We start from the raw sequence: 18,141 nt of genomic DNA, 5'->3' as shown, positions 1-18,141 counted from the left end.
ATAATTGCGGACGTGACGAATGTGATGCCTGTCGGCGGCAGAGTGCCGACCTTTGAGCTGCACGACCGGCTGCGGAAGGCGCGAGAGGAGGCCGGGCTCAGTAACGCCGAGATGGCGGAGCACCTGGACCTGAGCGTGTCAGCCCTCAGCCACTACCAGACCGGCAAGGCCGTGCCGCGGCGACTAATTGTGATCCTCTGGGCGCTGCGCACGGGAGTGTCACACCAGTGGTTGCAGACGGGAATTGCACCTGGGCCGGATGACGACCCGGACAACGAGTTCACGGAGTTCTTGAGCCGCCTGAGGGAATCGAACCCTCGACCTTCTCATTACGAGTGAGACGCTCTGCCGACTGAGCTAAGGCGGCGTGCACGCGGGGCCTGAGCCCCGGACACGATTACACAGCATAGCCTGCTCGCGCCCCCGGGCGTGAATCAGGACGGCGCGGTCGAGCAGAGGCTCCGCGACGGCGGCGGCGACCGCCGCGCTCGGCTCAGGCGAGCGCGCCGCGGAGCTCCTCGAAGGAGCGGGCGATGCGTCCGGGCAGGGCCTCCCGGCCGTCGTGATCGACCCAGGCCGCCCAGGCGTGGCGGACGGCGGCGAGCCCGAGGAGCGTCAGCATCCGCGCCCGGCTGCGCACCCGCTCCGCGTCGTCGTCCTCCTGGCCGAGACGCTCGGCGACGAGCCCCTCGACCGCGAGCTCGAACTCGCGCATGCCCGCGATCTTCAGACCGACCAGATGCGGGTGCTCGCGGAAGAGCGCGCGGCGGAGGACGTGCAGCTCCCGATCCTCCTCGAGCGGCTCCTCCATCGCGGCGACGAAGACCCGCTGCAGGTCCTCGAGCACGGCGCCCCGGCCCGCGACGAACGCCGCCGCCGTCTCGTCGGCGATGACCGGGAGCCCGCCGACCAGCGCGTCCTCCTTCGAGGCGAAGTAGTTGAAGAAGGTGCGCGTGGAGACGTCGGCGGCGCGCGAGACGTCGTCGATGGTCACCCGCTCCGGCCCGCGCTCGCTCGCCAGGCGGAGGACGGCGATCTCGATCGCCCGCCGCGTGGCCAGGCGCTTGCGCTCGCGGAGCCCGGGCTGCTGCTCGCGGGACCGCTCCTGCTCGGTCAGCACTGCGGATCCACCTCCGGGACGGTCCCCTCGAGCAGGTACGCGTCGACCGCGTCGTTCACGCAGGACGTCGACTTGTTGTAGGCCGTGTGGCCCTCGCCGTCGTAGGTGACCAGGTGACCGGCGGAGAGCTCGCCCGCGAGCGCCTGCGCCCATACGTAGGGCGTCGCGGGATCGTTCGTGGTGCCCACGACCAGGATGGGCGCCGAGCCCTCCGCGGTGATCGGCTCGCGGGAGCCCTCGAACGCCGCCGGCCACTCGCTGCAGAGGATGTCGCCGTAGGCCATGTAGCGGCCGATCGTCGGCGCGGCCTGCTCGAGAGCGGCCTCGTCGGCGCGCATCGAGGCGGTGTCGGCGTCGTAGGAGTAGTCGACGCAGTTGATCGCGAGGAACGCCTCGGTGGTGTTGTCCGCGTACCGGCCGTCCGCGTCGCGCCCGTTGTAGGCGTCCGCGTACTGGAACGCGACCGCGGGGTCGCCCCGGCGGACGCCGGCCAGCATCTCGCTCAGCGCTCCCCACGCCGTGGCGTCGTAGAGCGGGTAGACGATCGCGGTGAACAGCGTGCTTGCGCCGAGCTCACGGCCGTCGGCGGCCCGGATCGGCGAGGCGTCCACGTCCTCGAGCATGCGCTTCAGCTGGGCCATCCCCGCGTCGACAGTGCCGGTGAACGGGCAGTCGTCCGAGCGGAGGCAGTCGGAGAGGTAGGCGCGCAGTGCGCTCTCGAACCCCTTCGCCTGCTCGCGCACCACGTCGAACGAGGTGGCCGCCGGGTCGATCGCGCCGTCGAGGACGAGGCGGCCGACCCGGTCCGGGAACAGCCCGGCGTAGGTCGCTCCGAGGAACGTGCCGTAGGAGTAGCCGAGGTAGTGCAGCGTCTCGTCGCCGAGCGCCGCGCGCAGCACGTCGAGATCACGGGCGGCGCTCGGGGTGCCGACCTCGGGCAGCAGCGGCCCGCTACGCTCCTCGCAAGCGGCGGCGAACGCGGCAGCGGTCGTGCGCTGCGCCTGGATCCACTCGTCGCTGCCCCGCTCCCCCGGCGTGATGTCGTAGAGGTAGGAGTCGAGCCCCGCGGCGTCGAGGCAGGAGACCGCGGTGGAGGCGCCCACCCCGCGCGGATCGAAGCCGACGACGTCGTACCGGGCGGCGAGCGCGGAGTCGACCGCGTAGTCGGCGCTGTCGCGGACGAAGTCGACGCCCGACGCTCCCGGTCCGCCCGGATTCACGAGCAGGGACCCGATCGCCGGGCCCTTCGTCGCGGGTCGGCGCACCAGAGCGATCGACGCGATCTCCTCCGAGGGGTCGTCCCAGTCGAGCGGGACGGTCGCGTCGGTGCAGAGAGCGCCGTCGCCGCAGTCGTCCCAGACCAGCACCTGCGAGTAGTAGCGCTCCAGGGAGTCGTCGACGGTCTGCGGATAGGGGGTGGAGGTCCGGTCGACGCTCGGGCCGGGCGCGAAGCAGCCGGTCAGGAGGGACGCGGCCGCGACGAGCGCGACGACGACGGCCGAACGGCGCCCCCGCCTCACGCGGCCACCGGACGGCGCGCCGCGACGACGAGCAGCGCCTCGAGAGCGAGGACCGGGGAGACGTTCGCGTCGATCCGCTGCCGGGCGGTCGCGATCGCGTCGAGGACGGCGAGCGTGCGGTCGGGCGGAGTCGCGTCGGCGAGCGCGGTCATCTCGGTCCGGACCTCCTCGTTGATGACGCCTCCGGGCGCTCCGAGCTGGAGGCGCACCACGTCGCGGTAGAGGGAGAGCAGGTCGACGAGGATCCGGTCGAGGCCGTCGCGGAGGCTCCGCGTCGCGCGTCGCTTCTGGTCCTCCTCGAGCGCCCGCAGCTGCGAGCGGAGCTGCGCGGGCACGGTGCCCCCGGGCTCGACGCCGAGCGAGCGCAGCGCCTGCTGCCGCTCGGCCTCGTCGCGCTCGAGGGTGATCGCCTTGGCGTCCTCGGTCGCGACCTCGATCATCCGCGCCGCGCCGAGCACCGCGTCCGAGACGCCGCGGAGGCGCAGGGCGATGCGGAGCGTCTCCTCGCGCCGCTCGCGCGCGTTCGCGTCGGTCGCCAGGCGGTGCGCCATCCCGATGTGGCTCTGAGCCTGGCGGGCGGCGCGCTCGGCGGTCTCGGGGTCGACCCCGTCGCGGCGCTCGAGGAGACCGGCGACGTCCTCGACACTCGGCACGCGGAGCCGCACGGAGCGGACGCGGGAGCGGATGGTGGGGAGCAGATCGGCCTCGCTCGGGGCGCACAGGATCCAGACAGTGCGCTCCGGCGGCTCTTCGAGCGCCTTCAGCAGCACGTTGGACGTGCGCTCGCTCATCCGGTCGGCGTCCTCGATGACCATGACGCGGTAGCGCGACACCGAGGGCGAGTACTGCGAGCTGCTGACCAGCCGCCGCACCTCGTCGATCGAGATGATCACGCGCTCGGTGGTCAGCACGGCGAGGTCGGGATGGGAGCGGGCGGCGACTTGGCGGCAGTCGGGGCACTCCCCGCAGCCGCCGTGGCGGCAGAGCAGTGCGGAGGCGAACGCGTAGGCGAGGTTCGAGCGGCCGGACCCGGGAGGGCCGGTGATGAGCCAGGAGTGCGTCATCGACGACGACTCCCGGCCACGGTCGTCCCGGGGCGTCGAGGCGTCCTGCAGGGCGCCGATGGCGTGCTCCTGCCCGACGAGCTGGCTCCAGACGGTCATGCAACCAGGCTAACCGCGAGCACCGACAGCCGACGCGCCGTCGAGGAGGACGGCGACCCGCTCCCGCACCGCGGCCGCGATCTCCTCGACGGGGAGAGCGGCGTCCACGACGAGGAAGCGCTCGGCGTCCGTCTCGGCGATCGCCAGGAACGCCTCGCGCACGCGCCCGTGGAACTCCGCCTTCTCGGCCTCCAGCCGGTCGAAGCGGGTGCGGGCCGCGTCGAGCCGGCCCCGCGCGACGGCGGGGTCGAGGTCGAGCAGGACGGTGAGGTCTGGCCTCAGGTCGTGGGTGGCCCACTCCGAGAGCCGCCGGACCTCGACGGCGTCGAGGACCCGCCCGGCTCCCTGGTAGGCGACGGAGGAGTCGATGTAGCGGTCCTGCACGACGACCTCTCCGCGCTCGAGCGCCGGTCGCACGAGCGTGCCGATGTGCTGGGCGCGGTCCGCCGCGTAGAGCAGGGCCTCGGCCCGCGGGTCGATCTCGCCGCGGTGGTGCAGAACGATCTCGCGGATCTGCAGGCCCACCTCGGTGCCTCCGGGCTCGCGGGTGCGGACGACGGTCTCGCCCCGCGTGCCCAGCCACTCCTCGAGCAGCCGGGCCTGCGTGGTCTTGCCCGCGCCGTCCCCGCCCTCGAGGGTGACGAACAGCCCGGTCACGACTCCGTCGCGTCCGACGTCTCGGCGGCGGCCGCCGCGGCCGCGCGGCTGGCGGCGGTGGCGCGGGGCGCGGCGGGCTTCTTCGCTGCGGTCGTCTTCTTGGCGGCCGCCGTCGTCTTCGCCGCGGTCGTCTTGGCCGCCGTGGTCTTGGCCGCCGTGGTCTTGGCCGCCGTGGTCTTGGCCGCCGTGGTCTTGGCCGCCGTGGTCTTGGCCGCGGGCTTCCTGGCAGGCGCGCGCTTGGCCGGAGCCTTCTTGGCCGGGCCCTTCGCGCGCTTGTCGGCGAGCATCTGGACCGCCTGCTCGAAGTCGATCTCCTCGATCGTGAGGCCCTTGGAGATCGTGACGTTGGTCTCGCCGTCGGTCACGTAGGCGCCGAAGCGTCCGTCGCGGATCCGGATCGGCTTGCCGCTGACGGGGTCCGCCTCGAACTCCTTCAGCGCGCTCGACGCGCGTCGCGCCCCGTACTTCGGCTGGGCGAAGATCTCGAGCGCCGTCGGCAGGTCGACCTCGAAGATCTGGTCCTCGCTGGTGAGCGACCGGCTGTCGGTGCCCTTCTTGATGTACGGGCCGTACCGGCCGTTCTGAGCCGTGATCGGCTCGCCGCTCTCGGGGTCGTCGCCGACCGTGCGCGGCAGGTCGAGCAGGCGCAGCGCCGTCGCCAGGTCGATCGACGCGACGTCCATCGACTTGAAGAGGGAGGAGGTGCGCGGCTTCACGACAGCGGGCTTCTTCGCGCCGCGCTTCGCGGGCGCGGGCTCGACGACCTCCCCGGTGGCGGGATCCGCCGTGGTCTCCGGCTCCGGATCGACCTCGGTCACGTAGGGGCCGAAGCGCCCGTCCTTGACGACGACGGTCTTGCCCGAGTCGGGGTTGCTTCCCAGCACGCGGTCGGTCTGCACCGGGGCGTCGACGAGCTCCTGCGCCTTGGCGGGCGTGAGCTCGTCGGGAGCCAGCTCGAGCGGCAGGTTGACGCGACGCGGCGTCTCCTGCCCCTCCTCCTGGGCCACCTCGAGGTAGGGGCCGTACTTGCCGATGCGCAGGGTGATGTCGTCGGTGATCCGGACGGAGTTGATGCTCTTCGCATCGATCTCGCCGAGGTTGTCCACGACGTGTCGGAGCCCGGGGTGCGTGCCTCCGCCGAAGTAGAAGCGGTTGAGCCAGGCGACGCGGTCCTCCTCGCCGCCGGCGATGCGGTCGAGGTCGCCCTCCATCTCGGCGGTGAAGTCGTACTCCACCAGGTCGGAGAAGAAGTCCTCGAGCAGCCGGACCACCGAGAAGGCGATCCAGTTGGGCACGAGGGCGGTGCCGCGCGGAGTGACGTAGCCGCGGTCGACGATGGTGGAGATGATCGACGCGTAGGTGGAGGGCCGGCCGATGCCGAGCTCCTCGAGCGCCTTGACCAGGCTCGCCTCCGTGTAGCGCGGGGGCGGCGAGGTCTCGTGGCCCTTGGCCTCGACCTCGGCGACGACCAGGCTCTGGCCGACCTCGAGCACCGGCAGCTTGGCGTCCTTCTCGTCGCGGGCGCCGTGACGCTCCTCGTCGCGCCCCTCCTCGTAGGCGAGGAGGAATCCGCGGAAGGTGATGACGGTTCCGGAGGCGGTGAACTCGGCGGTCTTCGCGACGTCGCCGGCCGGCTCGGCGAGCAGCGTCACGGTGGCGGTCGAGCCCTTGGCGTCGGCCATCTGCGAGGCGACGGTGCGCTTCCAGATGAGCTCGTAGAGGCGGAGGTCGTTGCCGCGGAGGGTGCCCGAGAGCTGATCCGGGGTGCGGAAGGTCTCGCCCGCGGGCCGGATGGCCTCGTGCGCCTCCTGCGCGTTCTTGTTCTTGCCGGAGTACAGCCGGGGCTTGTCCGGGACGGTCTCGGCTCCGTAGAGGGACGCGGCCTGGGTGCGTGCGGCGTTCAGCGCCTGCTGCGAGAGCCCGGGCGAGTCGGTCCTCATGTACGTGATGAAGCCGTTCTCGTAGAGCGACTGCGCGACGCTCATCGTCTGGCGCGCCGAGAAGCGGAGCTTGCGCGCCGCCTCCTGCTGGAGCGTGGACGTGGTGAACGGGGCGGCGGGGCGGCGCGAGTACGGCTTGGACTCGAGGTTCGAGACCCGGACCGTGGTGGCGGGGTCACGCAGGGCCTCGGCGAGGGCACCGGCGGTGGACTCGTCGAGGACGGTGACGTCGCCCTTCAGCTGACCGCGGTCGTCGAAGTCGCGGCCGCTTCCGATCCGCTTGCCGTCGAGCCGAGCCAGTCGGGCGTCGAAGCCCGCCGCGGCGTCCGACTCGGGCGCCAGCACGGTGGCGAGGTCCCAGTAGCTCGCCGACACGAACGCCAGGCGCTCCCGCTCGCGGTCGACCACCAGGCGGGTCGCGGCCGACTGCACCCGGCCGGCCGAGAGCCCGGGGCCGACCTTGCGCCACAGCACGGGCGAGATCTCGTAGCCGTAGAGGCGGTCGAGGATGCGGCGGGTCTCCTGGGCGTCGACCAGGGAGGTGTCGATGTCCCGGGTGTTGTCGCGCGCCTTCTGGATCGCGTCCTTCGTGATCTCGTGGAAGACCATGCGGTGCACGGGGACCTTGGGCTTGAGCTCCTCGAGGAGGTGCCACGCGATGGCCTCGCCCTCGCGGTCCTCATCAGTGGCGAGGTAGAGCTCGTCGGCGTTCTTCAGCGCGCGCTTGAGGTCGGCGACCGTCTTCTTCTTCTGGTCGGACACGACGTAGTAGGGCTCGAAGCCGTTGTCGACGTCGACGGAGAACTTGCCCAGCGGGCCCTTCTTCAGCTCCGGGGGGAGGTTCTTCGGCTCGATGAGATCGCGGATGTGCCCGACGGAGGCGAGCACCTCGTAGCCGTCGCCCAGGTACTGGGCGATGGTCTTGGCTTTCGCCGGCGACTCGACGATCACCAGCTTCTTCGTGCCGGACACAGTTCTCCTCGATTGGTGCTGTCGGGTCGGACGACCAGTGGTCCGACGTCCCCTGCTGCGGGGAGACGGTGCGCGGCGACGTGGTGCGGGGAACGGCGACGCGTCCCCATCGGCGGGGGCGCCCGACAGGCACACCATACACACTGACCCCGGACGTGCTGCCCCCTCCCGAGGACACGGGGACCTCGGGAGGACGCTGGACACGGCCTCGGAGCCGCCTGCCCGGCCTGCCGTCGACGGGGGTGACGCGCGGCGCCGATCGGCGCATGATGAGGCATGGCAACGACGCACACCACCACGACCTCCGCCTACACGGCCAAGCTCCTCGACGGACCGCTGGAGGGCAAGACCCTCCGCCGGGGATACGGCGACGATCAGGCCCCCGCCGCACGCCTCGAGATCCCCGGGGCGAGGGCGGGCTCCCGCTACATCTACCTCCTCGCCGGCGGCCTCGAGCACGACGAGGGCGCCGGCGCCCTGCCGACCGCCGCCGCGTACCGGTACCAGCGACTCTCCTCCGACTGACGCGCTCCCGCGGCGTCGTCCGAACCTCGGTCCGGACGACGCCCGCTGCTGCCTCCGCCCTCAGGGCGGCGGGCCGGCCCTCGACCGCGCCGTGAGGGAGAGCGGACCCGCGGCGACGGCCGCCTCCGTTCTCGCGACGCCGCCGTCGACGTCGCAGAGGACGAGCTCGGCGCCGTTCGCGCGGGCCACGGCGGCGGCACGTCCGCACGGATCCCCGGCCAGCAGGCCGGAGGCGACGTCGGCCGCTGCCAGGGACGAGGCGTCCGCGGCGGCGACCGCTCGCTGGTGCCCGACGACTCCTGCGCAGCCGGCGAGGACGGCGGCCGTCACCAGGATCGTGCCCGCGACGACTCCGATCGCCACGACCGCGGCCGATCCCTCCTCCCGGTCGCGGACAGCCCCGGGGAGCCGGCGGATCATCCGCCCCCGCCCAGCGCGCAGGACCGGACCGAGACCGGGAGCGAGACCGCCGGGAGCGGGCGCAGCCGGGCCGCGACGTCGACGCAGACCAGTCCGTCCTGCTCCCCCGCCGTGAGCGACGCCCCCGTCACCCGGGCGAGCGGCGCGCGGGGGTCGTCGCCCCGGGCCGCGGACCGGGCCGCGTCGGCGGCCGCGTCGACGAGCCGGACGTACTGCGCCGAGGCCGCTACCGACCCCAGGCACAGCGCCAGCACCGCGACCACCGCCGGGAGCACGAGCGCGAGCTCGGCAGTGGCCGAGCCCTCCTCCTGGACGAGCCGCCCGCGCAGCAGCGGAAGGCCTCTCATCCCGCCGCGGTGAGCGCGCGGGTCACCAGGTCGGTCAGGATGCTCCGCACCTCGTCGCCCTTGAGGATGACCACGAGCAGTCCGGCGAAGCCGACCGCGGCCATCGTCGCGATCGCGTACTCCGCCGTCGCCGACCCCTCCTCGTCGCCCAGAGCGCCGAGACCTCCCCACCCGGGTCGGCGCCACTCGACGCGCCCCGCGGAGACGTCGATGCCAGTTCCTCCGCCGGACGCCGCACCTCCGCCGCTCCTCGAGCCCCGGCTCGTTCCGGGCACACCACTTCCCGCATCCCTGCTCCTACCGAGTCCTCGACTCCGGGAGACTCCCCCGCCGCTGATCGCCGTGTCACTTCTCATCCGTCCTGCTCCGTTCCGCCCCGCTCCGTGCCCCTCCTCCGAGGATCGCTGACTCCCGATCCCACCGATCGACCCTCCGGCCGATCCGTGGAGACGCCTCCCGATCCCGCCCCTGTGGAGGAGCGGTCGACCGCGTCACGCCGCCACCGAGAACGTCGAGAGCAGCACCGAGACGACCATCGGAGCCACTCCGAGCAGCAGGAACGCCGGCAGCACGCAGATCCCGAGCGGCAGCATCAGGGTCACGCCGAGCCGAGCGGCTCGCTCCCGCGCCCCGGAGGACGCCCGTGCCCGGACCAGAGCCGCCTCGCTCCGGAGAAGGCGTCCGGCCGGCACGCCCGCCGCCGCGGAGAGGGCGAGCACCGGGTCCGCGTCGGAGAGCACGCGCTCGCCCGAGTCGAGCCCGCACTCGGCGAGCGCCGCCACGACCCGGGCGCGCGACGACTCGATCGAGCCGCCACCGGCCAGCGCCACCGAGAGGAGGTCGAGCGCGAGCCCGGGCGCCGGATCGGCCGGGGCCGCGCTTCGGACGAGGCGCCGCGTCCACGCGTGCGCGGCCGCCATCAACCCGGCTCCCCCGACCAGGCAGACCGCACCGGGCACCGTCCCGAGGAGCACGCCGACCACGTCGAAGCCCAGCAGTGCCCCCAGACCCAGCGCCGCCAGCGGCAGCGCGCTCACGACCCTCCCGGTGGCGGAGGGACCGGCCAGAGCCACCTCGATGTCCCGGCGGGCGCGCGCCAGCTCGCGCAGGGACTCCGCCAGCTCGCCGAGAGCGGCGGCGACCGGCGCGCCGGAGTCGGCGGCCACCCGCCACGCGGCGGCCAGCGCCGCCCACGCGGTCACCTCACCGGTGTCCGGCGCTCGCCGTCGCGGCCGCTTCCGCTCCGAGCCGCTCCGCCGCGAAACCGGCGTCCCGCGCAGCAGCGCCTCCGTCACGTCGCCCCCGCGGCCGGCCTCCTCCGACACCGCCCGGAGCAGTCGCCGCCGCCGCGCGTCCCCGCTGTCCGCCCCCTCCGCCCCCGCGAGATGCCCGAGGGCCGACGCGGGAGCCACTCCCGCCGCGAGGAGGACGGCCAGTCGGTGCACGACGGCCGCGACCTCGTCCAGCCCGTCGCGGCCCGTCACGCGCTCGACCTCGAGGCGCTCGGGAGCGACCCGTCCTCGACCCTCAGGCGGCCGGCCGCGTCGAGTGCGAACGTCCCGGATGCCGCCAGCCGCCGCCGCCCGGCGCGGCGCTCGAGGTGGAGCACCAGGTCGATCGCGCTGACCGTCTGGCGGGCGATCGCCTCGGGCCCGAGCCCTGCGAGGACCCCGAGCGCCTCGAGACGCGCGGGCACGTCCTCGAGGGAGTTCGCGTGGAGGGTCCCCGCACCGCCGTCGTGCCCGGTGTTCAGCGCGGACCGCAGCTCGCGCAGCTCGACGCCGCGGCACTCGCCGAGGACCAGGCGGTCCGGACGCATCCGCAGCGCCTCCCGCACGAGCCGGTCCAGGCCCACGGCACCGGCGCCCTCGAGGTTGGGCTGCCGCGCCTCGAGCGAGACGACGTGCGGGTGCGCCGGCCGGAGCTCGCCGACGTCCTCGATGGCGACGATCCGCTCGGTCGGCGCCGCGCACCCGAGCAGGGCGCCGAGCAGGGTGGTCTTGCCTGATCCACCCGCTCCCGTGATCAGCAGGTTCCACCGCTCGCGGACCGCCCGGCGCAGAAGCCGCACTCCGTCGTCGTCCAGCATCCCCGCTGCCTGCAGCTCCCCGAGCGTCCAGGAGTCCGACCGCGGCACCCGCACCGACACGAGCGCTCCCCCGGTCGCCACCGGCGGCAGCACGACGTGCACACGGACCCCGTGGCGGAGCCTGACGTCCACGCACGGGCTCGCCTCGTCGACGTGCCGTCCACCGGCCGCGACCAGCGCGACGGCCAGCCGCCGTGCTCCGGCGGCGTCGAGCGTCCACTCCGGCACCCGCTCGGCACCACCGCCCCGGTCGATCCAGAGGCCCGCGCCGCCGTTCACGAAGAGGTCGGTCACCGCGGGGTCCGCGGCGTGCGGCGCGAGCAGCCCGAGGCCGGCGGCGGCGGGCCGCACCGGCAGCGGGTCGCGGCGGTGCTCGGCGGGGACGAGGGGGACGAAGTCGCGGGTCATCCCGGCACGCTAGGAGCCCGTTCCGCGCGCCGGGGCGCTCCCTGCCCGATCGGAGGAGAGACGCCCGCGTCGGCGCCTGTGGAGGAACGACCCGGGCCGGACGCGCGCGCAGGAGCGGCCCGGGGCTCTCGGCAGGGAGCCGCTCCGAGGAGGGTCCCCACGGCGCAGAGAAGCTCAGTCGACGAGGAGACGTCCCGGCATCGCGGAAACGCCCCCGCGAGCAGGGCTCGAGCGGGGGCGTCCCTCCGCCGGATCCGGCGGGAAGAAGGGGGCGGCACCCATTGGGGGGAACAGGTGCCGCCTCGGCGGCGCTGGATTGGGGGGAATCACTTGCGCCGCTGGGCCGAAGTTCATTCGGCCGTATGCAACTGTAGGGGACGGATCGCGATTCGCCAAGCCCGGATCCTGTTCTCTGCGGACTCTTATCTGACACCCGCCCCGCACCCAGCTTGCGGCGCTCGGCGATCCGCGCTGGAGGCGGGCGCTACGGTGGTGCGACGCCGACCGCGCGGGCCGGCGAACGTCTCACTCGCGAAGGAGCGAATCGCAGATGTCCACTCCCCCCGACGCCCCGGCCGCCGACCGGAACGCCATCGACAATCTCCTCCACGAGACCCGCCGGTTCCCGCCGCCGGCCGATCTCGCCGCCGGAGCGGTCGCGACCGCCGCGCTCTACGACGAGGCCGCGGCCGACCGCCTCGCCTTCTGGGCCGACCGGAGCCGAGAGCTCCTGCACTGGCACCGGCCGTTCACGCGCACCCTCGACTGGAGCGAGCCCCCGTTCGCGAAGTGGTTCGACGACGGTGAGCTGAACGTGGCCTACAACTGCCTCGACCGCCACGTCCTGGCCGGCCACGGCGACCGCGTCGCCCTGCACTGGGAGGGCGAGCCCGGCGACTCCCGCTCGATCACCTACGCCGAGCTCACCGCCGAGGTGAAGCGCGCCGCGAACCTGCTCACGAGCCTCGGCGTCCGCGCCGGCGACCGCGTCGCGATCTACCTGCCCATGATCCCGGAGGCGGTCATCGCGATGCTGGCCGTCGCCCGGCTGGGGGCGGTCCACTCCGTCGTCTTCGGCGGCTTCAGCGCCGAGAGCCTGCGCGCGCGCATCGACGACGCGGAGGCGACACTCGTCATCACCGCCGACGGCGGCTGGCGCAAGGGCGCCGTCTCGCCCCTGAAGCCGGCGGTCGACGCCGCGCTCGCCCTCGGCGGCGAGTCCAGCGTCCAGCACGTCCTGGTCGTGCGCCGCGGAGGCAACGAGGTCGCCTGGCACGAGGGGCGCGACCTCTGGTGGCACGAGGAGATCGTGGCGGTCGACGCCGACCACGTCGCGAAGCCGTTCCCCGCCGAGCAGCCCCTCTTCATCCTCTACACCAGTGGCACCACGGGTAAGCCCAAGGGCATCCTGCACACCAGCGGCGGGTACCTCACCCAGGTCGCCTTCACGCACCGCGCGGTCTTCGACCTGCACCCCGAGTCGGACGTCTACTGGTCGACCGCGGACGTGGGCTGGATCACCGGGCACAGCTACGTCGTCTACGGCCCGCTCGCCAACGGCGCCACCCAGGTGATGTACGAGGGCACTCCGGACAGCCCGCATCCCGGCCGCTGGTGGGAGATCGTCGAGAAGCACGGCGTGACGATCCTCTACGCGGCGCCCACGGCGATCCGCTCCTTCATGAAGCTCGGCCGGCAGATTCCGCAGCGCTTCGACCTCTCGAGCCTGCGCCTGCTCGGATCGGTCGGCGAGCCGATCAACCCGGAGGCGTGGGTCTGGTACCGCGACGTCATCGGCGGCGGCCGCACCCCCATCGTCGACACGTGGTGGCAGACCGAGACCGGCGCGATGATGGTGTCCCCTCTGCCCGGCGTCACGACGCTCAAGCCCGGGTCCGCGCAGGTCGCTCTGCCGGGCATCTCGATCGACGTGGTCGACGACTCCGGGACGCCGGTCGGCGCCGACGAGGGCGGACTGCTCGTGATCACCGAGCCCTGGCCGGCGATGCTGCGCGGCATCTGGGGCGACCCGGAGCGCTACGTCGAGACCTACTGGTCGAAGTTCGGCGACCGCTACTTCGCGGGCGACGGAGCGCGTCGCGACCAGGACGGCGACCTCTGGCTCCTGGGGCGCGTGGACGACGTGATGAACGTCTCCGGCCACCGCCTCTCGACGGCCGAGATCGAGTCGGCCCTCGTCTCGCACCCGGTCGTCGCCGAGGCGGCCGTCGTGGGAGCCGCGGACGAGACCACCGGCCAGGCCGTGGTCGCGTTCGTGATCGCGAAGGCGAGTCAGGCCGAGGCGCTGGCCCACGGGCACGACGAGCTCGAGGCCACCCTGAAGGCGCACGTCGCCGAGCACATCGGCGCGATCGCCCGCCCGAAGCGGATCTTCGTGGTGCAGGAGCTGCCCAAGACCCGCTCGGGGAAGATCATGCGCCGGCTGCTGCGCGACGTGGCGGAGGGACGCGCCGTGGGCGACACGACGACGCTCGCGGACACGCAGGTGATGGCGGTGATCTCCTCCGCGATCGCCGCGGACTGACCGGGCGCCGCCCCCTCCCGCCGCGTGGGCAGGAGGGGGCGGTGCGTCAGTCGAAGGCGACGATCAGCTCGACCTCGACGGGAGCGCCGAGGGGCAGCTCCGCCACCCCGACGGCCGAGCGCGCGTGACGGCCGGGCTCGCCGAACACGTCGCCGAGCATCTCCGAGGCGCCGTTGATCACGCCGGGCTGCCCGGTGAAGCCGGAGGCGGACGCGACGAAGCCGGTGAGCTTCACGATCCGCGTCACCCGGTCGAGCGATCCGATCGCGTCGGCGACGGCCGCGAGCGCGTTGAGGGCGCAGGTGCGGGCCAGGTCCTTCGCCTGCTCGGGCGACACCTCGTCGCCGACCCTGCCGACCAGCGGCAGAGCGCCGTCGACGAAGGGGATCTGCCCGGCCGTGTAGACGAGGCCGCCGTGCACGACGGCGGGGACGTAGGCGCCGGCGGGGACCGCCACGGCGGGCAGCTCGACGCCGAGCTCCGCGAGGCGCTCGGCGATCACGCGCCGGCCTCGGCGACGGGGCGCTTGAGGTACGCGACGAGGCCGCCCTCGGGACCGGTCACGATCTGGACCAGCTCCCAGCCCTCGGATCCCCAGGTGTTCAGGATCGCCGTGGTGTTGTGGATCATCAGCGGGGTGGTGATGTACTCCCAGCGCGGGACGGACATGGCTCTCCTCGGGTGCGGCCGGTGCGGGACGACTGCTGAGCGCCGCGCGTCGGCGGGATGAGCGCCGCGGCTCGTCCGAGCGCGGCGACTACGCTGATTCTATGTCGGGGCAGGGCGGGACCAGAGTCGTGAAGACCATCGGGGGCGCCGTCGGCGGTCTGATCGGCATCGTCGCCATGAGCGTCGTCGCGGGAGTCCTGGTGGCCGCCTCGGTGACGCCGGCGATCGCGCTGAGCGGCATGGCCGCCGGCAACACGGTGGAGATGTTCGACAACCTCCCCGAGTACCTCGAGATCGGCACGCTCGCCGAGAAGAGCGACGTGTACGCGAAGGACTCCTCCGGCGGCGACGTGCTGCTCGCCTCCTTCTACGCCCAGAACCGCGTCGAGGTGGGCTGGGACGAGATCTCGCCGTTCGTGAAGGACGCCGTGGTCGCCTCCGAGGACCCCCGCTTCTACGAGCACGGCGGCATCGATCTGCTCGGCACCGTCCGCGCGGCTGCGACGACGGCCATGGGCGGGGACGTCCAGGGCGGCTCCTCCATCACGCAGCAGTACGTCAAGAACGTGCTCGTGCAGAAGGCGGAGGCGCTCAGCGATCCGATCGAGCGCGACGCGGCCTACCGCGAGGCCACGGAGACCACTCCGGAGCGCAAGGTCGCCGAGATGCGGCTCGCCATCGGGCTTGAGAAGGAGTACCCGAAGAACGACATCCTGCTGGGCTACCTCAACATCGCCCTGTTCGGCGGCACCGTCTACGGCGTCGAGGCGGCCGCCCGCTACTACTTCGGAGTGAGCGCGAAGGACCTCTCGCTCGCGCAGTCCGCCGCGCTCGTCGCGATCGTGAACAACCCCGAGAAGTTCCGCTTCGACCGGCCCGGCGACCCGGCGAACCCCGCCGCGGAGGGCTACCCGCAGACCCGGGACCGGCGCGACTACATCGTCACCCGCATGGACCTCGAGTCGAAGGTGACGTCCGAGCAGGCGCAGGCGGCCGTCGCCGAGCCCGTGACGCCGAACATCACCGAGCCGAGCACCGGCTGCCAGACGGCCGGAGTCGCGGCCTTCTTCTGCGACTACGTCACCTGGGTCATCAAGAACGACGACGCGTTCGGTGCGAGCCAGGACGAGCGCGACGCCACCTTCAAGCGCGGCGGCTACCGGATCTACACGACCCTCGACTCCGACCTGCAGCAGGCCGCCGTCTCGGCCACCGACGACTGGGTGCCCAAGTCGATGGCGAACGTGAACATCGGCAGCGCGAGCGTCTCGGTCGAGGTCGGCACCGGCCGCATCCTCGCGATGACCCAGAACAAGGACTACTCCAACGATCCGGACCTGACGGGCCCCAACTACACGAGCGTCAACTACAACACCGACTTCGGGTACGGCGGCTCCTCGGGATTCCAGGTCGGCTCGACCTACAAGGTGTTCACCCTCGCGGAGTGGCTGCAGGAGGGGCACTCGCTCGGCGAGAGCGTCGACGGCACCCGCCGCGCCTACACGACCTTCCGTGACAGCTGCGAGCCCGACGGCGTCTACTACGGCGAGTCCTGGAACCCCGGGAACGACGAGGGCGGCAACGGAGGAGTGACCACGGCCCTGCAGGCCACGACCGGCTCGATCAACACCTCGTTCGCCGCCATGGCCCAGCAGCTGGACCTCTGCGGCATCCGCAACACGGCGCTGGCGATGGGCGTGCACCGTGCCGACGGGACCGAGCTGCAGAAGCTCGCGCCGACCATCCTCGGCACCAACGAGATCGCTCCGCTCACGATGGCCACGGCCTTCGCCGGCTTCGCGAACAAGGGCACCGTCTGCACGCCCATCGCGATCGACCGGATCGTCGACCGCACGGGCGCGGACGTCGCGCCGCCCGCCTCCGAGTGCAGCCAGGGGATGTCCGAGGAGGTTGCCGCGACCGCCGGCTACGCCCTGCAGCAAGTGGTGACGGGCGGCACCGGCGCCCCCTCCAACCCCCGCACCGGGGTGCCGCACATCGGCAAGACCGGCACCACGGACGACGCGCTGCACACGTGGATGGTCGGCGCGAGCACCGAGGTCGCCACCGCCACCTGGGTCGGCAACGTGACCGGCTTCACCTCCATGCGCGGATTCAGTCTCAACCGGGTGAACGCCGGTCAGGTGCGCCACCAGATCTGGCCGCGCATCATGCGCGTCGCCGACGCGAAGTACGGTGGGACGGCGTTCCCGGCTCCCGTCCGCTCGCTCCTCGACGCTCCGCAGGAGGCCGTGCCCCAGGTCACCGGCCAGAGCCCCTCTGCGGCGGCCGCACGCCTGCGCTCCGTCGGCTTCACGGTCCGCGTCGACACTTCTCCGGTCCCCTCCGACCGCCCGGCAGGGACGGTCGCGCAGACGAACCCGCCCGCCGGGTCGCGCGTCTCCCGGGGCGCGGAGATCACCCTGCAGATCAGCGCCGGACCGGGCGCCCCGCCCCGCGCGGGCTGAGCCCCTGCACCCCCGGCTGCTCCCGAGGGAGCGTCCGGCAGAATGAACGCGGCCGCGCTCGCGGCCGACGTGCGAGAGAAGGACCCATGACCGGACGCACCCGTCGCCCCCTCACCACCGCCCTCGCGACCGTCGCCGCGGCCGGAGCCGTCGCCGCGGCCGGAGCCGTCGCCGCGGCCTGGGGCATCGGCGTCGAGCGGACGCTGTTCACCGTCCGGCGCACGTCGTTCCCGGTGCTGCCCGCCGGTTCCGAGCCGATCCGCGTCCTGCACGTGTCGGACCTGCACATGGCCCCGTGGCAGACGAAGAAGCAGGAGTGGATCCGCTCGCTCCTCGCCCTGGCGCCCGACGTCGTGGTCGACACCGGCGACAACCTCGGCCACCGCGACGGCGTGCTCGGCATCCGCCGGGCCCTGGAGCCCTTCGCCGGGATCCCCGGCGCCTTCGTCAACGGATCCAACGACTACTTCGGCCCTCGGATCAAGAACCCGCTCCGCTACTTCGTCGGCCCCTCCAAGAACCCCAAGCAGCACGAGGCCGATCTCGACACCGACGGGCTGACCGGCTTCTTCTCGGACGGGCTCGGCTGGGTGGACCTCAACAACCGCGCCGAAAGCATCACGGTGAAGGGGACGCGCATCGAGTTCTTCGGCGTCGACGACCCGCACATCGGCCTGGACCGCATCGACCTCGTCGCCGGAGCCGTGGACGAGCTGCGCGGCGCGGAGGACGGACCGGCCGGGGTCAGCATCGGGGTGGCGCACGCGCCCTACCAGCGCATCCTCGACGACTTCGTCGCCCGCGGCGCCGAGGTGATCCTCGCCGGGCACACGCACGGCGGGCAGGTCTGCGTCCCGGGCTTCGGCGCCCTCGTCACCAACTGCGACATCCCGCGCGACAAGGTCGCCGGCTCGACGACGTGGGACAACGGACTGCGCAGCTCGTACCTCAACGTGTCCGCCGGAGTCGGCACCTCGATCTACGCACCGGTGCGCTTCGCCTGCCGGCCCGAGGTGACCCTCGTCACGCTCACTCCGGCGGCCTGACGAGGGGTGTCCGACGGCGGTCCGGAAATCGGCTACTATTGTCGAGGCTCGTGAGCGGTTCTCCGTGATGAGCACACCGGGGTGTGGCGCAGCTTGGTAGCGCGCCTCGTTCGGGACGAGGAGGTCGTGGGTTCGAATCCCGCTACCCCGACCGGTGAGAAGCCCGGCCAGGATCGATGATCCGGCCGGGCTTCGTCGTTCCCGGGGCGTTCTCGGAATTCTGCTGTGGCGGGGCTCGCCCGCAGGCGGAGG

17 protein-coding genes and 2 tRNA genes are annotated in these 18,141 nt (G+C 72.9%); 6 read left to right on the top strand and 13 right to left on the bottom strand.

Annotated features, from left to right (window positions below; all coding sequences use genetic code 11):
* The first annotated feature begins 24 nt into the window (after nt 1-24).
* Complete coding sequence (locus C5D09_RS17980; RefSeq protein WP_104268907.1) at nt 25-339, top strand: helix-turn-helix transcriptional regulator; 315 nt, start codon at nt 25-27, stop codon at nt 337-339.
* Here the strand turns inward: C5D09_RS17980 and C5D09_RS06295 are convergent.
* The 6 genes from C5D09_RS06295 to topA form a co-directional block, all read right to left on the bottom strand.
* Nucleotides 295-367: transfer RNA gene (locus C5D09_RS06295), tRNA-Thr, on the bottom strand. The genes C5D09_RS17980 and C5D09_RS06295 overlap by 45 nt on opposite strands.
* Before the next feature lie 126 nt (nt 368-493).
* Nucleotides 494-1,120: a TetR/AcrR family transcriptional regulator gene (locus C5D09_RS17440; protein ID WP_181027157.1), complete on the bottom strand. Its 627-nt coding sequence runs from the start codon at nt 1,118-1,120 to the stop codon at nt 494-496.
* Nucleotides 1,114-2,640 carry an alpha/beta hydrolase gene (locus C5D09_RS06285; RefSeq protein ID WP_104268857.1) on the bottom strand — a complete coding sequence of 509 codons (1,527 nt, stop codon included), beginning with the start codon at nt 2,638-2,640 and terminating at the stop codon, nt 1,114-1,116. The genes C5D09_RS17440 and C5D09_RS06285 overlap by 7 nt, the downstream gene beginning before the upstream one ends.
* A complete protein-coding gene (locus C5D09_RS06280) occupies nt 2,637-3,803 on the bottom strand; it encodes a DNA polymerase III subunit delta' (RefSeq protein WP_104222203.1) in 1,167 nt (388 codons plus the stop codon). The genes C5D09_RS06285 and C5D09_RS06280 overlap by 4 nt, the downstream gene beginning before the upstream one ends.
* Nucleotides 3,804-3,812: 9 nt before the next feature.
* Nucleotides 3,813-4,460 (bottom strand): dTMP kinase, encoded by a 648-nt coding sequence (gene tmk, locus C5D09_RS06275; RefSeq protein WP_104267511.1) that lies wholly within the window; start codon nt 4,458-4,460, stop codon nt 3,813-3,815.
* Nucleotides 4,457-7,372: a type I DNA topoisomerase gene (topA, locus tag C5D09_RS06270; protein WP_104250600.1), complete on the bottom strand. Its 2,916-nt coding sequence runs from the start codon at nt 7,370-7,372 to the stop codon at nt 4,457-4,459. The genes tmk and topA overlap by 4 nt, the downstream gene beginning before the upstream one ends.
* 276 nt (nt 7,373-7,648) lie before the next feature.
* Here topA and C5D09_RS06265 point away from each other — a divergent pair, with 276 nt between their 5' ends.
* Nucleotides 7,649-7,897, top strand: coding sequence for a hypothetical protein (locus C5D09_RS06265; RefSeq protein WP_104222197.1), 249 nt, complete (start codon nt 7,649-7,651; stop codon nt 7,895-7,897).
* 60 nt (nt 7,898-7,957) lie between these two features.
* On the opposite strand, the gene C5D09_RS06260 is transcribed toward C5D09_RS06265, so the two are convergent.
* The 5 genes from C5D09_RS06260 to C5D09_RS06240 all read right to left on the bottom strand — a co-directional run bounded on the left by C5D09_RS06260 (nt 7,958) and on the right by C5D09_RS06240 (nt 11,161).
* On the bottom strand, nt 7,958-8,317 hold the full coding sequence (locus C5D09_RS06260; RefSeq protein WP_104222195.1) for an Rv3654c family TadE-like protein: 360 nt from the start codon (nt 8,315-8,317) through the stop codon (nt 7,958-7,960).
* Nucleotides 8,314-8,664, bottom strand: coding sequence for a TadE family type IV pilus minor pilin (locus C5D09_RS06255; protein ID WP_104222193.1), 351 nt, complete (start codon nt 8,662-8,664; stop codon nt 8,314-8,316). Before C5D09_RS06255 ends, C5D09_RS06260 begins: the two co-directional genes overlap by 4 nt.
* Entirely contained in the window at nt 8,661-8,939 is a 279-nt protein-coding gene (locus C5D09_RS06250; protein WP_244229600.1) for a DUF4244 domain-containing protein, read from the bottom strand. The genes C5D09_RS06255 and C5D09_RS06250 overlap by 4 nt, the downstream gene beginning before the upstream one ends.
* Nucleotides 8,940-9,155: 216 nt before the next feature.
* Nucleotides 9,156-10,148 carry a type II secretion system F family protein gene (locus tag C5D09_RS06245; RefSeq protein WP_104268856.1) on the bottom strand — a complete coding sequence of 331 codons (993 nt, stop codon included), beginning with the start codon at nt 10,146-10,148 and terminating at the stop codon, nt 9,156-9,158.
* The gene (locus C5D09_RS06240; RefSeq protein WP_104268855.1) at nt 10,145-11,161 is read right to left on the bottom strand and encodes a TadA family conjugal transfer-associated ATPase; all 1,017 of its coding nucleotides are present in this window, start codon (nt 11,159-11,161) and stop codon (nt 10,145-10,147) included. Before C5D09_RS06240 ends, C5D09_RS06245 begins: the two co-directional genes overlap by 4 nt.
* A gap of 550 nt (nt 11,162-11,711) precedes the next feature.
* On the opposite strand from C5D09_RS06240, the gene acs reads away from it, so the two are divergent.
* The gene (gene acs, locus C5D09_RS06235; protein WP_104233737.1) at nt 11,712-13,706 is read left to right on the top strand and encodes an acetate--CoA ligase; all 1,995 of its coding nucleotides are present in this window, start codon (nt 11,712-11,714) and stop codon (nt 13,704-13,706) included.
* A gap of 46 nt (nt 13,707-13,752) precedes the next feature.
* Here the strand turns inward: acs and C5D09_RS06230 are convergent, their stop codons facing one another.
* Both C5D09_RS06230 and C5D09_RS17435 read right to left on the bottom strand, forming a co-directional pair.
* The gene (locus tag C5D09_RS06230; protein ID WP_219813051.1) at nt 13,753-14,208 is read right to left on the bottom strand and encodes a RidA family protein; all 456 of its coding nucleotides are present in this window, start codon (nt 14,206-14,208) and stop codon (nt 13,753-13,755) included.
* The gene (locus C5D09_RS17435; protein WP_164861113.1) at nt 14,205-14,375 is read right to left on the bottom strand and encodes a hypothetical protein; all 171 of its coding nucleotides are present in this window, start codon (nt 14,373-14,375) and stop codon (nt 14,205-14,207) included. The genes C5D09_RS06230 and C5D09_RS17435 overlap by 4 nt, the downstream gene beginning before the upstream one ends.
* 101 nt (nt 14,376-14,476) lie before the next feature.
* Here C5D09_RS17435 and C5D09_RS06225 point away from each other — a divergent pair, with 101 nt between their 5' ends.
* The 3 genes from C5D09_RS06225 (at nt 14,477) to C5D09_RS06215 (ending at nt 18,040) form a co-directional block, all read left to right on the top strand.
* Nucleotides 14,477-16,843 carry a transglycosylase domain-containing protein gene (locus C5D09_RS06225; RefSeq protein WP_104268854.1) on the top strand — a complete coding sequence of 789 codons (2,367 nt, stop codon included), beginning with the start codon at nt 14,477-14,479 and terminating at the stop codon, nt 16,841-16,843.
* Between the two features lie 86 nt (nt 16,844-16,929).
* Nucleotides 16,930-17,889 carry a metallophosphoesterase gene (locus C5D09_RS06220; RefSeq protein WP_104268853.1) on the top strand — a complete coding sequence of 320 codons (960 nt, stop codon included), beginning with the start codon at nt 16,930-16,932 and terminating at the stop codon, nt 17,887-17,889.
* Between the two features lie 77 nt (nt 17,890-17,966).
* Nucleotides 17,967-18,040: transfer RNA gene (locus C5D09_RS06215), tRNA-Pro, on the top strand.
* Nucleotides 18,041-18,141: the final 101 nt, after the last annotated feature.

The sequence above is a fragment of the Rathayibacter sp. AY1C9 genome, from assembly GCF_002932315.1.
In the GTDB taxonomy this organism is placed as follows: domain Bacteria; phylum Actinomycetota; class Actinomycetes; order Actinomycetales; family Microbacteriaceae; genus Rathayibacter.
The sequence above is the reverse complement of the archived record's forward strand: the minus strand, read 5'-3'. Positions and strand labels throughout refer to the sequence as shown.

Coding starts and splice junctions, on each gene's coding strand:
- C5D09_RS17980 (WP_104268907.1), top strand. CDS start 25: ATGCCTGTCGGCGGCAGAGTGCCGACCTTTGAGCTGCACGACCGGCTG.
- C5D09_RS06280 (WP_104222203.1), bottom strand. CDS start 3,803: ATGACCGTCTGGAGCCAGCTCGTCGGGCAGGAGCACGCCATCGGCGCC.
- C5D09_RS06265 (WP_104222197.1), top strand. CDS start 7,649: ATGGCAACGACGCACACCACCACGACCTCCGCCTACACGGCCAAGCTC.
- C5D09_RS06260 (WP_104222195.1), bottom strand. CDS start 8,317: ATGATCCGCCGGCTCCCCGGGGCTGTCCGCGACCGGGAGGAGGGATCG.
- C5D09_RS06255 (WP_104222193.1), bottom strand. CDS start 8,664: ATGAGAGGCCTTCCGCTGCTGCGCGGGCGGCTCGTCCAGGAGGAGGGC.
- C5D09_RS06240 (WP_104268855.1), bottom strand. CDS start 11,161: ATGACCCGCGACTTCGTCCCCCTCGTCCCCGCCGAGCACCGCCGCGAC.
- acs (WP_104233737.1), top strand. CDS start 11,712: ATGTCCACTCCCCCCGACGCCCCGGCCGCCGACCGGAACGCCATCGAC.
- C5D09_RS17435 (WP_164861113.1), bottom strand. CDS start 14,375: ATGTCCGTCCCGCGCTGGGAGTACATCACCACCCCGCTGATGATCCAC.
- C5D09_RS06225 (WP_104268854.1), top strand. CDS start 14,477: ATGTCGGGGCAGGGCGGGACCAGAGTCGTGAAGACCATCGGGGGCGCC.
- C5D09_RS06220 (WP_104268853.1), top strand. CDS start 16,930: ATGACCGGACGCACCCGTCGCCCCCTCACCACCGCCCTCGCGACCGTC.